Source organism: Streptomyces sp. NPDC093225, from assembly GCF_044753805.1.
Taxonomy (GTDB): Bacteria; Actinomycetota; Actinomycetes; order Streptomycetales; family Streptomycetaceae; genus Streptomyces.
The window spans coordinates 23538-37426 of the sequence record NZ_JBIVNX010000020.1; the positions used below are offsets into that span (position 1 = coordinate 23538).

11 protein-coding genes and 2 pseudogenes are annotated in these 13889 nt (G+C 74.5%); 8 read left to right on the forward strand and 5 right to left on the reverse strand.

Annotated elements, in window-relative coordinates:
* Positions 1–290 precede the first annotated feature (290 nt).
* From ACIQCH_RS19635 to ACIQCH_RS19645, 3 genes are all read left to right on the forward strand, one after another.
* Positions 291–2114, forward strand: coding sequence for a bifunctional metallophosphatase/5'-nucleotidase (locus ACIQCH_RS19635; protein ID WP_402582437.1), 1824 nt, complete (start codon positions 291–293; stop codon positions 2112–2114).
* A 153-nt stretch (positions 2115–2267) separates the two neighbouring features.
* Positions 2268–3146 carry a phosphatidylinositol-specific phospholipase C gene (locus ACIQCH_RS19640; protein WP_402582439.1) on the forward strand — a complete coding sequence of 293 codons (879 nt, stop codon included), beginning with the start codon at positions 2268–2270 and terminating at the stop codon, positions 3144–3146.
* A gap of 55 nt (positions 3147–3201) precedes the next feature.
* Positions 3202–3987 (forward strand): hypothetical protein, encoded by a 786-nt coding sequence (locus ACIQCH_RS19645; RefSeq protein ID WP_402582441.1) that lies wholly within the window; start codon positions 3202–3204, stop codon positions 3985–3987.
* 9 nt (positions 3988–3996) lie between these two features.
* Here ACIQCH_RS19645 and ACIQCH_RS19650 read toward each other — a convergent pair whose 3' ends face one another.
* The 5 genes from ACIQCH_RS19650 to ACIQCH_RS19670 all read right to left on the reverse strand — a co-directional run bounded on the left by ACIQCH_RS19650 (position 3997) and on the right by ACIQCH_RS19670 (position 9471).
* Positions 3997–5364: a sensor histidine kinase gene (locus ACIQCH_RS19650; protein WP_402582626.1), complete on the reverse strand. Its 1368-nt coding sequence runs from the start codon at positions 5362–5364 to the stop codon at positions 3997–3999.
* A 41-nt stretch (positions 5365–5405) separates the two neighbouring features.
* Positions 5406–6143, reverse strand: coding sequence for a response regulator transcription factor (locus ACIQCH_RS19655; protein WP_402582443.1), 738 nt, complete (start codon positions 6141–6143; stop codon positions 5406–5408).
* A 71-nt stretch (positions 6144–6214) separates the two neighbouring features.
* Positions 6215–7474, reverse strand: coding sequence for a S1C family serine protease (locus ACIQCH_RS19660; RefSeq protein WP_402582445.1), 1260 nt, complete (start codon positions 7472–7474; stop codon positions 6215–6217).
* Positions 7475–7563: 89 nt separating this feature from the next.
* The gene (locus ACIQCH_RS19665) at positions 7564–8598 is read right to left on the reverse strand and encodes a LacI family DNA-binding transcriptional regulator (RefSeq protein ID WP_402582446.1); all 1035 of its coding nucleotides are present in this window, start codon (positions 8596–8598) and stop codon (positions 7564–7566) included.
* 120 nt (positions 8599–8718) lie between these two features.
* Positions 8719–9471, reverse strand: a complete 753-nt coding sequence (locus ACIQCH_RS19670) for a winged-helix domain-containing protein (RefSeq protein WP_402582448.1) — start codon at positions 9469–9471, stop codon at positions 8719–8721.
* 265 nt (positions 9472–9736) lie between these two features.
* On the opposite strand from ACIQCH_RS19670, the pseudogene ACIQCH_RS19675 reads away from it, so the two are divergent.
* The 5 genes and pseudogenes from ACIQCH_RS19675 to ACIQCH_RS19695 form a co-directional block, all read left to right on the forward strand.
* Positions 9737–10561, forward strand: a pseudogene (locus ACIQCH_RS19675) (alpha/beta hydrolase); the annotation flags it as partial.
* A 69-nt stretch (positions 10562–10630) separates the two neighbouring features.
* A pseudogene (locus ACIQCH_RS19680) lies at positions 10631–10855 on the forward strand (MoaD/ThiS family protein); the annotation flags it as partial.
* An 8-nt stretch (positions 10856–10863) separates the two neighbouring features.
* Positions 10864–12633 carry a hypothetical protein gene (locus tag ACIQCH_RS19685; RefSeq protein ID WP_402582450.1) on the forward strand — a complete coding sequence of 590 codons (1770 nt, stop codon included), beginning with the start codon at positions 10864–10866 and terminating at the stop codon, positions 12631–12633.
* Positions 12634–12870: 237 nt separating this feature from the next.
* The gene (locus tag ACIQCH_RS19690) at positions 12871–13566 is read left to right on the forward strand and encodes a DUF2993 domain-containing protein (protein ID WP_402582452.1); all 696 of its coding nucleotides are present in this window, start codon (positions 12871–12873) and stop codon (positions 13564–13566) included.
* 229 nt (positions 13567–13795) lie between these two features.
* The gene (locus ACIQCH_RS19695) at positions 13796–13876 is read left to right on the forward strand and encodes a putative leader peptide (protein WP_369405192.1); all 81 of its coding nucleotides are present in this window, start codon (positions 13796–13798) and stop codon (positions 13874–13876) included.
* Positions 13877–13889 lie beyond the last annotated feature (13 nt).

Sequence of the window (13889 nt, forward strand, 5' to 3'; positions counted from 1 at the left end):
TCCGATGGTGGAGCTTCCCGGTCCCCCGGGTGGAGTCCGGACCCGAACGCGCGGGCCGGCGCGGGGCGCTGGGCGCCTCCGGTACGGGCGGTAGTCGTGCGGCGACTGCACGTTCGCGGGGTGGGGCGGTTCGTCGCGCTTGGCCCCCTTCTTCTCGCAACGGGCCCCTCAACGCAACTGAACGGTAACCGTGCACCCCCTGTCGCCGCTACGCGCGTTGACCGTAGGCTGCGGGCTGCGATTTCCGCACCAGACCTACAGATCGCATCGCTGTCCGCAAAGGGGAACTGATGTCAGCGACACCACAACGGCACCGCCGAAACCGCCGGTTGACCCTCGCCGCCCTGGCCGTCACGGCCGGCACCGGCGCCCTGGTCGCCGCCGCCCTGCCGGCCGGAGCCGCGAGTGTCACCGCCACCACCGCGGGCAAGGCGCAGGGACGTTACGTCAACGTCCAGATGCTCAACATCAACGACCTGCACGGCAACCTGCAGCCCCCGCAGGGCTCCTCCGGCAACGTGACCGAGCGCCAGCCCGACGGCACCACCAAGGCGATACCGGCCGGCGGCATGGAGTACCTGGCCACCAGCCTGCGCAAGGCGCGCGAGGGCCACGACTACTCCATCACCGCGGCCGCCGGCGACATGATCGGCGGCAGCCCGCTGCTGTCCGGTCTGTTCCACGACGAGCCCACCATCGAGGCGCTCAACAAGCTGAAGCTGGACGTCACCAGCGTCGGCAACCACGAGTTCGACGAGGGCCGCCAGGAACTCCTGCGCATGCGCTACGGCGGCTGCCACCCGGTCGACGGCTGCTTCGAGTACGGCAGGACCTTCGAGGGCTCGCAGTTCCCGTACCTGGCCGCCAACGTCACGGACGAGAAGACCAAGCGTCCGCTGATGAGCCCGTACTGGGTGTGGAAGCAGAACGGTGTCAAGATCGGCTTCATCGGCGTGACCCTCGAGGGCACCCCGGACGTCGTCACCGCGGCGGGCATCAAGGGCCTGAAGTTCGGCGACGAGGTCGAGACGATCAACAAGTACGCCAAGGAGCTCGAGCGCCAGGGCGTGAAGTCCATCGTCGCGCTCATCCACGAGGGCGGCCTGCCCGCCTCGAACGCGTACAACGACAGCTGCGACGCCGGCGGCCCGGGCTCCGGCATCTCCGGCGCGATCGTCGACATCGCCAAGAACGTCACCCCGCAGGTCGACGCCCTGGTCACCGGCCACACGCACCAGGCGTACGCCTGCACCCTCGCGGACCCCGCCGGCAACCCGCGCACGGTCACCTCGGCCGCCTCCTTCGGCCGCCTGTTCACCGAGACGAACCTGACGTACGACCGCGCCACCGGCGACATCGTCCGTCCGCAGGTGACGACCGCGAACCGCCTGGTCCCCCGTGACCAGCCGAAGGCCGCGGACATGACCGAGCTGATCGACCGCTGGAACGCGCTGGCCGCGCCGATCTCCAACCGCACCCAGGGCTACATCTCCGCCGACATCGCCGGCCGCGGCTCGGAGGCGTTCGAGAAGCCGCTCGGCGACGTGATCGCCGACGCGCAGCTCGAGGCGCTCTCGCCGGCCGACAAGGGCGGCGCGCAGCTCGCGATCATGAACCCGGGCGGCATCCGCTCCGACCTGGCGTACGCCAAGTCGGGCGCGGAGACGGCCGACGGCGTGGTGACGTACGGCGAGGCCTTCACGGTCCAGCCCTTCACCAACATGATGAACATCGTGGACCTGACCGGCGCGCAGCTCGTCACGGCGCTCCAGCAGCAGGTGTCCGGCCCGGTCAACGGCCCGAACCCGAAGATCCTGCAGATCTCCAAGGGCCTGACCTACACGCTGGACATGACGAAGGCCGGCGCGGACCGCGTGGTCGTCGGCTCGGTCAAGCTGAACGGCGAGGCGATCGACCCGACGCGCACCTACCGCGTCGCGATGAACGAGTTCCTCGCGGGCGGCGGTGACGGCTTCACCGTCCTGAAGGAGCACAAGAACAAGCTGGTGGGCCCGTCCGACCTGGACGTGTTCAACGCCTACCTGGCCAAGCACTCCTCGGAGTCGACCCCGCTGGCGCCGCCGGTGGCCGACCGGATCACGGTCATCAAGTAACACCGTCCGAGCGGTGAGGCAGTGAGGAGGGCGGCGGACCCGCGGGGTCCGCCGCCCTCCGGCGTTCCACGGCGCACGACCCTTCCGTCTTTTGATGTGTGCACGTCATACTCGCGCTCGACCAGTCGTGCGGGGCGGACACAGGGGGCGGCCATGGGCCTGGATCGGCGCACGTTTCTCGTCGGAACGCTCGCGGCCGGCGCGGCCGGCGCCGCCGCCGCACTCGGGGCCCCGGTGGCCTCCGCCGCGGCCGCCGGCGTCCAGGACTGGATGGGCGCCATCGCCGACGCGACGCCGCTCCAGCGGCTCACCGTCCCCGGCACCCACGACTCCGGCGCCCGCTACGGCGGCCTCTACGTCGCCTGCCAGAACACCACCGTCGCCGAACAGCTGGACTCCGGCATCCGCTTCCTCGACGTGCGCTGCCGCGTCACCGGCGGCTCGTTCGCCGTCCACCACGCCGCGTACTACCAGAACCTGATGTTCGGCGACGTCCTCGTCGCCTGCCGGGACTTCCTCGCCGCGCACCCCCGCGAGACCGTCCTCATGCGGGTCAAGCAGGAGTACTCCGAGGAGAGCGACGCGACCTTCCGCGCCGTCTTCGACGACTACCTCGACCGGCGCGGCTGGCGCCCGCTCTTCCGCATCGGTGCCGCCCTGCCCGACCTCGGCCAGGCCCGCGGCAGGGTCGTCCTGCTCGCCGACAACGCCGGACTGCCCGGACTGCGCTACGGCGACCCCGGTGTCTTCGACATCCAGGACGACTACATGGCGGAGCCCTTCGCCAAGCGCGGCAAGATCGAGGACCACTTCCGCAAGGCCGTCGCCCAGCCCGGCCGGCTCTTCGTGAACTACACCAGCACGGCCGCCCTGCTGCCGCCCCGCTGGAACTCCGACCGCCTCAACCCCCAGGTGCAGTCCTTCGTCGACGGCGCGGAGCTGGCCGGCCGGACCGGCCTCGGGATCGTCCCCATGGACTTCCCCAGCACCCGCTCCGGCCTGGTCGCCTCCCTCCTCCGCCACAACCCCTGACCCGTACGGCCGCGGGCGGGTGGCCGCCCACGGCCGGCCGTCCCATCGTGGGGGCGTGGCGGGCGACCCGGGACAGCCCCGGTGGCTGGAGGGTCCGGCGCGGGCCGTGGCCTTCGCCGGCGGACTCGTGGCACTCGTCGCCACGACCATCGGAGTGGTCGTGAACTGGCCCGATGACTGGTGGCCCCGCCATCCGCCCGCCCCGAAGATCTACGTGAAGGGCGTGGAGTACTACGACAACTACACCGTGCCGGTGGCGCCGGCCGCGCTCGCCCACCCGCCGCCCGACGTGCGGTTCGCCTGCACGCGCCGCACCGGCGCCTGGCTGCGGTCCCTCGGTGGCGTGCCCTACGGCGTGACCATCGACTTCGTCCTGACCACGGAGCGCAGCGACTCGGTGGTGGTGCTCGGTTTCACCCCGCACGTCCACAAGCTCCCGGATCCACCCCGGCGGACCCGCGTGGACGGGTGCGCCGTGGAGGCGGCGTTCATCCCCGCGCGCTCCGCGGAACTCGCCGTGGACTCCCGCCCGCCCCGGGCCGAGATCTCCGACGAGCACGGCCGGTCCGTCGACCGCCTCGGGCTGAACCTGGGCAAGAACGAAGCGGCCGACCTCAGTCTCGACCTCTACGTGGACGAGGACGGCGCGGTGTACGAGGGGACCGTCGACGTCGACCTGCTGGTCGGAGGCGAGCGGAAGAGCCTGACCCTCTCCGACGGCGGCAAACCCTTCCGGATCGCCGGATACCTGCCGGACCCCGCGCCCGTCGTGAACCAGGCCGCCCTGCTCGAAGCCAGCTACCCGTACTGCAGGGAACACCCGCGGGATCCCTCCTGCTGAGCCGTGCCGTCAGTCGCCCGGCAGGTCCGGGGGCGGCGTCGGGGCGCCGGGGAGGCGCAGGACCGCCTCGGTGCCCGGACCCGGATCCGCGGGCCGCAGCTCGGCGGTGCCGCCCGCCTGGTGGACCGTACGGGCCACGATCGACAGGCCCAGGCCGCTGCCGGGCAGCGCCCGGGCCGACGGCGACCGCCAGAACCGCTCGAAGACGTGCGGCAGCTCCTCGGCGGGGATGCCCGGCCCGTGGTCCCGCACGGTCAGTTCCCCGTCCCGCAGCCGGACCTCGACGGCCCCGCCGGGCGGGCTGAACTTGACCGCGTTGTCGAGGACGTTGACCACCGCCCGCTCCAGCGCCGCCGGCTCGGCCCGTACGTACCAGGGGTCCAGCTCGGCGCCGAAGGTCAGCTCGGGCCCGCGCAGCCGGGCCCGCGCCAGGGCGCTCCCGGCGATCTCGTGCAGGGCCACCACCTGGAGCGGGCCGGGCACGGCGGCCTCGGGCCGGGACAGCTCCTGGAGGTCCCCGATCAGCGCGGCCAGCTCCGTCATCTGCGCCTTGACCGAGGCCAGCAGTTCCCTGCGGTCCTCGGGCGGGATGGCCCGGCCGGTCTCCTCGCTGCGCGCGAGCAGCTCGACGTTGGTGCGCAGCGAGGTCAGCGGGGTGCGCAGTTCGTGGCCGGCGTCGGCGATGAGCTGGGCCTGCCGGTCGCGGGAGGAGGCCAGGGCGGCGGTCATCGAGTTGAACGACCGCGACAGCCGGGCGATCTCGTCCTCGCCCTCGTCGGGGATGCGGACGGTCAGGTCCTCGGTGCGGGCGATGTGCTCGACGGCGCCGGTGAGTTCGTCCACCGGCCGCAGCCCGGTCCGGGCCACCCACAGGCCGGCCGCGCCGGCCCCGACCACCCCGATGCCGCCGAGGGCCAGGAGCACCCAGGCGAGGGTGTCGAGGGGCTTGTCGATGTCGGACAGCGGCCGGGCGACGGAGATGGCGATCTGCGTGGTGCCCAGCGTGCCGCGGTCCCACGTGGCGGGCAGGGTCAGCACCCGCAGCGGAGTGCCGTCGGTGGAGACCGAGTCGTAGAGGGTGGCGCCCCGGGCGCCCGCCGCCACCTCGGTGTCGGTCTTCGTGGCCCGCGGCGCGAGCCAGCCGTCCACCAGGCAGTGCTGGCCGTCGGGCAGCACGATCTGTACCGAGGCGCTGAGGTTGCTCTTGATCCGGCCCGGTACGGGTACGGACTGCTGGCAGCCGTACCTGACCTGCTCCACCACGTTCGTGGAGCGCAGCGAGGCGTCCAGCTGGTCGCGCAGCGTGGTGCGCACCATGAACCAGCACACCAGCGCCACCGCCGCCACGGCGAAGGCCACCGCCCCCGCCACCAGCATCGCCAGGCGGGAGCGCAGCGGCAGCGAGCGGAACCAGTGCCTCACTCGGCACCTCCGCCGTCGCCCGCCCGCAGCACGTAGCCCACCCCGCGGACGGTGTGGACCAGGCGCGGCTCGCCGCCGGCCTCGGTCTTGCGGCGCAGGTACATCACGTACACGTCCAGGGAGTTGGAGCTGGGCTCGAAGTCGAAGCCCCACACGGTCTTGAGGATCTGTTCGCGGGTCAGCACCTGGCGCGGGTGCGCCAGGAACATCTCCAGCAGCGTGAACTCGGTGCGGGTCAGCTCCACCGGCCGGCCGCCCCGGGTGACCTCGCGGGTGGCCAGGTCCATGCGCAGGTCGCCGAAGGCCAGCACGTCCTCCGCGGCCGCGCCGTCCGCGGCGGGGGCGGCGTACCGGCTGCGCCGCAGCAGCGCCCGGATCCGGGCGAACAGCTCGTCGAGCTCGAAGGGCTTGACGAGGTAGTCGTCGGCCCCGGCGTCGAGGCCGGTGACCCGGTCGCCGACGGTGTCGCGGGCGGTGAGCATCAGGATCGGCGTGACGGACCCGGCGGCGCGCAGCCGCCGGGCCGCGGTCAGGCCGTCCATGCGGGGCATCTGGACGTCGAGCACGATCAGCTCGGGCGCGTACGCCGCCGCCTTCTCCAGGGCGTCGAGCCCGTCGACGGCGGTCTCGGTGGCGTAGCCCTCGAAGGCCAGGCTGCGGCGCAGCGCCTCGCGCACGGCCGGCTCGTCGTCGACGATGAGGATGCGCTGCGGGTCGCCTTCGGCGGGGTTCATCGGCTCGGGGTCCTTCTCAAGAGGGCGGGGCCCGGGTGGGTCCCGGGCCCCCAGCCTTGCACGGTGGCGGGTCAGAAGAGGGTGCCGAAGAACCCGTCGCCGCCGCTGTCGCCGCCGTCCTGCTGCCGGCCGTCGTTCCCGGCGCCGCCGCTGCCGCCGTCGCGCAGCGAGCCGAGGTCCTTCTTGACGGTGTCGACGGGGATGGCGAAGCCGAGGCCGACGCTGCCGGCGCTCGACTGGCCCGTGGAGGGCGAGTAGATGGCGGAGTTGATGCCGATGAGGTTGCCGTTCATGTCGAACAGGCCGCCGCCGGAGTTGCCGGGATTGAGCGAGGCGTCGGTCTGGATCGCCTTGTACGTGGTCTTCGACGAGCCGGTGTCGCCGTTGAACTGGCGGCCGCCGAACTCGAACGGCCAGCCGCCGTCCTGCTGCCCCTGCTGCCTGCCGTCGCCGCCGCCGTCGTCCGACTTGGGGACTGTCACGTCGCGGTCGAGCGCGGAGACGATGCCGCTGGTGACGGTGCCGGTCAGGCCCTCGGGGGAGCCGACGGCCACGACCTGGTCGCCGACCGAGAGCTTGGCGGAGTCGCCGAGCGCGGCGGCCTTGAGGCCGCTGGCACCGGACAGCTTGACCAGGGCGAGGTCCTTGTCGGGGTCGGTGCCGACGGTCTTGGCGTCGTACGTCCTGCCGTCGGAGGTCCGCACCTTGATGGAGGTGGCGCCCGCCACCACGTGGTTGTTGGTGAGCACCTCACCGCCGGAGCTGATGATCACACCGGAGCCGGTGGCGGTGCCGTTGGCCATCGTGACGTCGAACTCGACGATGGAGGGCAGGACCTGCCGGACGACGCCGCTGACCGTGCCGGCGTCGGACCGGGAGACGTTCGTGCCGGAGACGCCGTTCACGGCGCCGCCGTCCTTGCCGAGGAACTGGTCGATCGCGTACGAGGTGCCGCCGCCGACCAGCGCGGCCACCAGCGCCACCGCGGCGATCAGCGCCGCCGGGCGCCGGGTGCGGGCGGGTGCGGCGTGGCCGCCGCCCGGCCCCTCGGCGGGCGCGGCGGCCGGGGTGCCCCAACCGCCCCGGCCGGCGCCGGGCCCGCCGCCCTGCTCGGGCCCGTCCGGGGTGTCGCGCGCCCGCGCGCCCTCCGCAGGGTGGGCCTGATGGGCCGCCGGGCCGTGGGCCGCCGGGCCGTGGGCCTCGTGCCAGCCCGGTGCCGGCGGCGGGTACGCCGGCGGCGGCGGGTACCCGGCGGCGTGCTCCTGCTGCGGGTAGCCGGTGGGGTTCTCCTGCTGCGGGTACTCGCCTTCGTGGCGGTGGCTGTCGGTCATGGACCAGACTCTGACCGCCGATCATGAGAGCTTCCTGAGTACCCGCTGAGAAGCCCGACAGAAGGCTGTATGCCCGAAATAAAAGGTGGTCAGGAGCCGTTCGGGTTGCAGCCGCAGGAGCGGCGGACCACCAGCGCCGACGGGAACTGCTTGAGCCGCTCCCGCCGGGACCCGGCCACCCGCAGGGCGTCGTCGAGCACCAGGTCCACCGCGGCCCGGGCCATGGCCGGCCGGTCGGAGGCGATGGTGGTCAGCGGCGGGTCGGTGAGCGCCGCTTCCTTCACGTCGTCGAAGCCGGCCACCGCCAGTTCGCCCGGCACGTCGATGCGCAGCTCGCGGGCGGCCCGCAGGACGCCGATGGCCTGGTCGTCGGTGGCGCAGAAGATCGCGGTCGGCCGGTCCGGCCGGGCCAGCACCTCCAGGGCGACCCGGTAGGCGTCGTACCGGTTGTACGGGGCCTCGATGAGCCGGCCCTCGACCGAGCGGCCGGACTCCAGCATCGCCCGCCGCCAGCCCTCGACGTGGTCGGCGACGGGGTCGCCGACGGACGGGGTGTTCTCGATGCCGCCGATGCAGGCCACGTACTCGTGCCCGTGCTCCAGCAGGTGGCGGGTGGCGAGCTGGGCGCCGCCGACGTCGTCGGTGACGACGGCCACGTCGTCCATGGCCTCCGGCCGCTCGTGCAGCAGGACGACCCGGGCGTCCCAGGCCTCGATCTCGCTCGCGGCCTGCTCGCTCATGCCCTGGCTGACCAGGATGAGTCCGGAGACCCGCATGCCGAGGAAGGCGCGGAGGTAGTGGACCTCGCGCTCGGTGCGGTAGTCGGAGTTGCCGACCAGGACCATCTTCCCGCGCTCGGCCGCGGCCTGTTCGACGGCGTGCGCCATCTCGGCGAAGAAGGGCTGGCGCGCGTCGGGGACGATCATGCCTATGAGGTCCGTGCGCCGCGAGGCCATCGCCTGGGCGACCCGGTCGGGCCGGTACCCCAGTTCCTTGATCGCTGCGAGGACACGCTCGCGCGTGGCCGGGGCGACCGGCCGGGGTCCGTTGTTGATCACGTAGCTCACGACCGCGGTAGAAGTACCCGCCAGTCGCGCCACGTCGTCCCGCGTCACCTTGGCCACGCGCGGAATTCTACGCGGGGTGACCGCCGCGTGGGCAGGGAGTCTGCCCAGCGGACGATCCCGCGTGCTCCCCCGGACGGCCTACACGCCGCCCGGGGGTGCCGGACCGGGCGTCCGCGCCTACCGGCGGGCCGGCGTCCCGGCGTCGGCGGCTGCTTCCTTGGCCGCCTTGCTGCGGGCCTCCTCGGCCGCCCGTTCCACCTTCTCGGGGGCGACGAAGCGGTAGCCGACGTTGCGCACCGTGCCGATCAGGGACTCGTGCTCCGGGCCCAGCTTGGCGCGCAGCCGCCGCACGTGGACGTCGACCGTACGGGTGCCGCCGAAGTAGTCGTACCCCCACACCTCCTGCAGGAGCTGGGCGCGGGTGAAGACCCGGCCCGGGTGCTGCGCGAGGTACTTGAGCAGCTCGAACTCCTTGAAGGTCAGGTCCAGGACCCGGCCCTTGAGCTTCGCGGAGTAGGTCGCCTCGTCGACCGACAGGTCGCCGTTGCGGATCTCCATGGGGGAGTCGTCGGAGCCGAGCTGCTGGCGGCCCGTGGCCAGCCGCAGCCGTGCCTCGACCTCCGCCGGGCCGGCGGTGTCGAGCAGGACGTCGTCGATGCCCCAGTCGGCGGTCACGGCGGCCAGGCCGCCCTCGGTCACGACGAGGACGAGCGGGCAGCCGGGGCCGGTGGAGCGCAGCAGCTGGCAGAGCGACCGCACCTGGGGCAGGTCGCGGCGGCCGTCGACGAGGATCACGTCGGCGCCGGGGGTGTCCACGAGCGCGGGGCCCTCGGCGGGGGCCACCCGGACGTTGTGCAGGAGCAGACCGAGGGCGGGCAGCACCTCGGTCGACGGCTGGAGGGCGTTGGTCAGCAGCAGGAGTGAGCTCATCGCCGACCACCTGCCCGGGTCGGACGGTCGTGCGTGGTTCGCTGGCCCATCACGTCGGTTCCTCCTCGGTCCCGTCGAGGACTGTGCGCACTGCTTCTGACGGTACTGCGGTACGGACCCCGCGCCCCGGGGCCCGCGACCGGACCCGTGTGGAACCGAAGGGTTCCACCGGCTGCCGGTGTTCGTGCCGTGTTCAACGTGCTGAAAGCACAAAAGGACCCGGGGGCAACGTTGCCCGGATCCTCTGCGCAGCAGAATAGCCCACATGAGTACCGCGCGAGAGGGCGTGCCCGGAGCCGACCGTGTGGTCCGCACCACGCTGGTCACGGCGGACGGGGTGCCGATCGAGGCCCGCTACGAGCCCGGATCCGGACCCGCGGACTGCGGCGCGATCGTGGTCGCGCACGGGTTCGGCGGCTCCGTCGACCGGCCCGCGGTGCGGCGCGCGGCGGCGGTCCTGGCCCGGCGCGCGGCGGTCGTCACCTTCTCCTTCCGAGGTCACGGCCGCTCCGGGGGACGCTCCACGCTGGGCGACCGCGAGGTGCTGGACCTGGCCGCCGCAGTGGCCTGGGCGCGCGAACGGGGGCACGCCCGGGTGGCCACCGTGGGCTTCTCGATGGGCGGCTCGGTGGTGCTGCGGCACGCGGCCCTGACGGCGGGCCCCGGTCCGCTCGGCGGGTCGGGCGGGCGACGCGCGCCCGGGGGGCGTGCGGAAGCACGGCCGGCCGCCGTGGCCGCCGTGAGCGCCCCCGCACGGTGGTACTACCGGGGGACCGCGCCCATGCGGCGGCTGCACTGGGTGGTGACCACCCCGGCCGGGCGGCTGGTGGCCCGCGCGGGACTGGGGACGCGGATCTCGGCACGGGAGTGGTCGCCCGTACCGCTCGCCCCGTACGAATCGGTGCCGCTGATCGCGCCGGTCCCGCTGCTGATCGTGCACGGCGACCGCGACCCCTATTTCCCCCTCGACCACCCGCGCATGCTCGCCGCGGCCGGCCCGGCCGAGCTGTGGCTGGAGCGGGGCATGGGGCACGCCGAGGACGCGGCCGACGAGGCGCTCCTGGGCCGCCTGGCGGACTGGCTCACGGGTACGAGACGGCATGATGGACCCCCGACGAAAGGAGCTGCTGTGGCAGCGGGAACCATCCGCTACTGGGCGGCGGCCAAGGCCGCGGCCGGGACCGCGGAGGAGCCGTACGCGGCGGAGACGCTCGCGGAGGCGCTGGACGCCGTGCGCGAGCGGCACCCCGGGGAGCTGGTGCAGGTGCTGAAGCGGTGCTCGTTCCTGGTCGACCACGACCCGGTGGGCACCCGACCGCACGACTCCGTGCGCCTGACCGAGGGCGGCACGGTCGAGGTCCTCCCGCCGTTCGCGGGCGGGTGAGGGGCGAGATGAGCGAGCAGCACCACGGACACCCCGACGCGGGGCAGCCGGCCCCGGAGCCGTACGCGGGCGGGCCGCAGGACCCGTTCTCCACCCAGACCTGGTCGTCGGAGACCTGGGACACCACCTACCAGCCGGTCTTCCGGCCCGAGGGGGCCCCGGGCGGCCACGCCGCCGACCCCGCGGCGCACCCCGACGCGGGGACGGGCGCGGTCCCGCAGCAGCACGACCCGCACGCCCAGCAGTCCGCGCCGTGGCCGCAGCCGGCGGTCCCGCAGGCGCCGCAGACCCCGCACGCCCCGCAGGCCCCGTCCTGGGCGCAGCACACCCCGGCGCCCGGCACCGCCGCCGCGCCGGCCGCCTGGCCGGAGGCCGGGACCGGCGCGGGCGCCCCGGGCCCGTCGGCCTGGCCCGACGCGGGTACGGGCCCGGCCGCCGCCGCGCCGGCCGCCACGCCGTGGCCGGAGGCGGGCACCGGGCAGGTCGCCCCCGCTCCCACCCCGACGCCGTGGCCCGAGGCGGGCACCGGTCAGGCCGCCCCCGCTCCCACCCCGACGCCGTGGCCCGAGGCCGGTACGGGGCACACCCCGGCCGCGGCTCCGTGGCCCGAGGCGGGCACCGGGCAGGTCGCCCCCGCTCCCACCCCGACGCCGTGGCCCGAGGCCGGTACCGGGCGGGCCCCGGCCGCCGGTGGGGACGCCGCGGAGACGGCGTACCTGCCGCCGGTCCGGGACGACGCCCCCTTCGGCGCGCCCGACGCCGCCGCGACCGCCTACCTCCCGCCCGTGCGCGAGGACGGCCCGGCGCCGTACGCCGCGCACGCCGCGGCGGAGACCGCGTACCTGCCGCCGGTCCGCGACGACGAGGCACCGCGGGGCCGCCACGGCGCGCGCCCGCAGCAGGCCCCGGCCGGCGCCGACGCGGACCCCGTGGCGCCCGGCGCCGGCGGCGCACCGCAGCCGGCCCCGGCCGGCGACGCCGAGACGGGCGAGTACTCGGCCCCCGTCACCCTCGGCAGCGTGCGCGTGCGCGACCCGCGCCAGGCCCGCGCCGAAGGCCGTTCGCCGATCATCGACCCGGGCCCGCAGTCGGCCCTGATCACGGCCGCGATCGGGGCCCTGATGGCGGTCTCCGCGGGCGTCGGCCAGTACGCGCTGCTGCTCCCGCTCGTCGCCCTCCAGGGTCTGACCGCGGCCGGCTGGTTCCGGCTCAACGGCATGTGGCCGGCCCGCCAGGGCATCGCCCTCGCGTTCCTCGGCGGCCTCGTCGCCGACGGCGCGGTGCTCGCCACCGGGCACGGCCCCGCGGCCGTGCTCGGCACCCTGGGCGTCTGGGTGCTTCTCACCCTGGTGCTCCAGCTGCGCTCGCACGCCGACCCCGACGAGCGCATGTACGGCCTGATGGCCAGCGTCGCCTCGGCGGCCCTGGCGATCGTGTGCGCCGGCTACCTGGCCGCGGACGCCGGGGCGGTCACGGCCGGCGCCGCCGCCGTGGCGGTCGCCGCGGTCGTGCGGTCCCTGCCGCTGCCCGCGGCACCGTCGGTGGGCGTCTCGCTGGCCGCTGCGGCCGGCGCGGGCCTGCTCGTGGGCGGGATCGCGGGGACCGGCGCGGGCGGGGCGCTGATCGGCCTCGCGGCCGGCGCGTGCGCCCTGGCGGGCCTGCGCGTGGCGGCGTACGACTACCCGTCGAAGTTCGTCCACATGACGGCCGGCGTCGCGCTGCCGCTGGCGTTGGCCGCGCCCGCCGTCCACCTGCTCGGCCGGGTGGTCGCCGGCTGACCCGCGGCCCCGGGCCGCCGCGTGGGTCCCGTGCCGCGTGCCGCGCGGGCCCCACGCACCACGGGACGCCCGCCCCGCATCCGGGGAACCGCGGGCCGGGGAACGTTCGTAGTACCGGAGGGCGACCGCCGCCGGGCCCGACCACGGGTCCGACCGGTCGCCCCGGTCGTGGCCGGACGGGCCGCGGCCGCACCGGCCGTTCGGGCCCGTACGGGCACCACAGGGGGGAAAAGACCAGTGCGGGCACTGCGCATCCTGCTGATCGGACTGGCGGTCCTGGCCGGACTGCTCGTCGCCGCCGACCGCCTCGCGGAGGGCCGCGCCGAGAGCGAGCTCGCGGACCGGGTCCGCTTCAGCCAGGGCTGGGCCGGCGAGACCGAGGTGGACATCAGGGGCTTCCCGTTCCTGACCCAGGTCGTCGACCACCGCCTGGAGCGGGTGGACGCGCACCTGAAGGGGGTGGACACCAAGTCCGGCGGCCACCCCGTCCGCGTCACCGAGCTCGACGCGAGCTTCCACGACGTACGGCTGCGCGGGGACTACGAGGGCGGGACCGCCACCCGCGCGGACGGCACCGCGTTCCTGTCGTACGCCGACCTGACCGCGGCTTCCCAGGAGGGCGTGACCGTCTCGTACGGCGGCGCGCCGGGGAAGGTGAAGGTCACCGCGACCATCGGCGTCTTCGGCCGGACCCTGTCGCGCAGCGTGGTGTCCACCGTCACCCTGGTGGGCGGGAACGTGGTGCGGGTGCGGGCCGAGCACGTCCCCGGCGAGGGCTTCCCCGGGCTGGAGGAGCTGATCCGCCGCAAGACCGACTTCGACCGCACTGTCGACGCCCTCCCGAAGGGCCTCTCCCTCGCGTCCGTCACGACGGACGGCGCGGGCGTCCGGGCGGTCCTGAAGGGGACGGACGTCGAGCTCGGCGCCCGCTGAAACGCCGCGGCGACCACCTGTCGACGACCGTCCGCCGGACACCCGGCCACATATTGAGACACCCGTGTCCGCACCGCAGCCGAAGTGCCCCCGCCGTGCCCCCGCCGTGCTCCCGCACGGCTTCCGGGGCCTTCGGAAGACCTCTTCCATCCCGAGATTCGGACGATCCTGTCTCGATATATGACACGCCGGTGACAGTCCGCCCGGAACCTCCCTACGATTCCTGCCTATGAAGCGACAGGCGGAACTCACGAAGCGGCGGGCAGTAGACCTGTGCCGCGTCGCCGCCATGCTCTGTCGCTCGAGGTGAGCGAGCAGGCCGC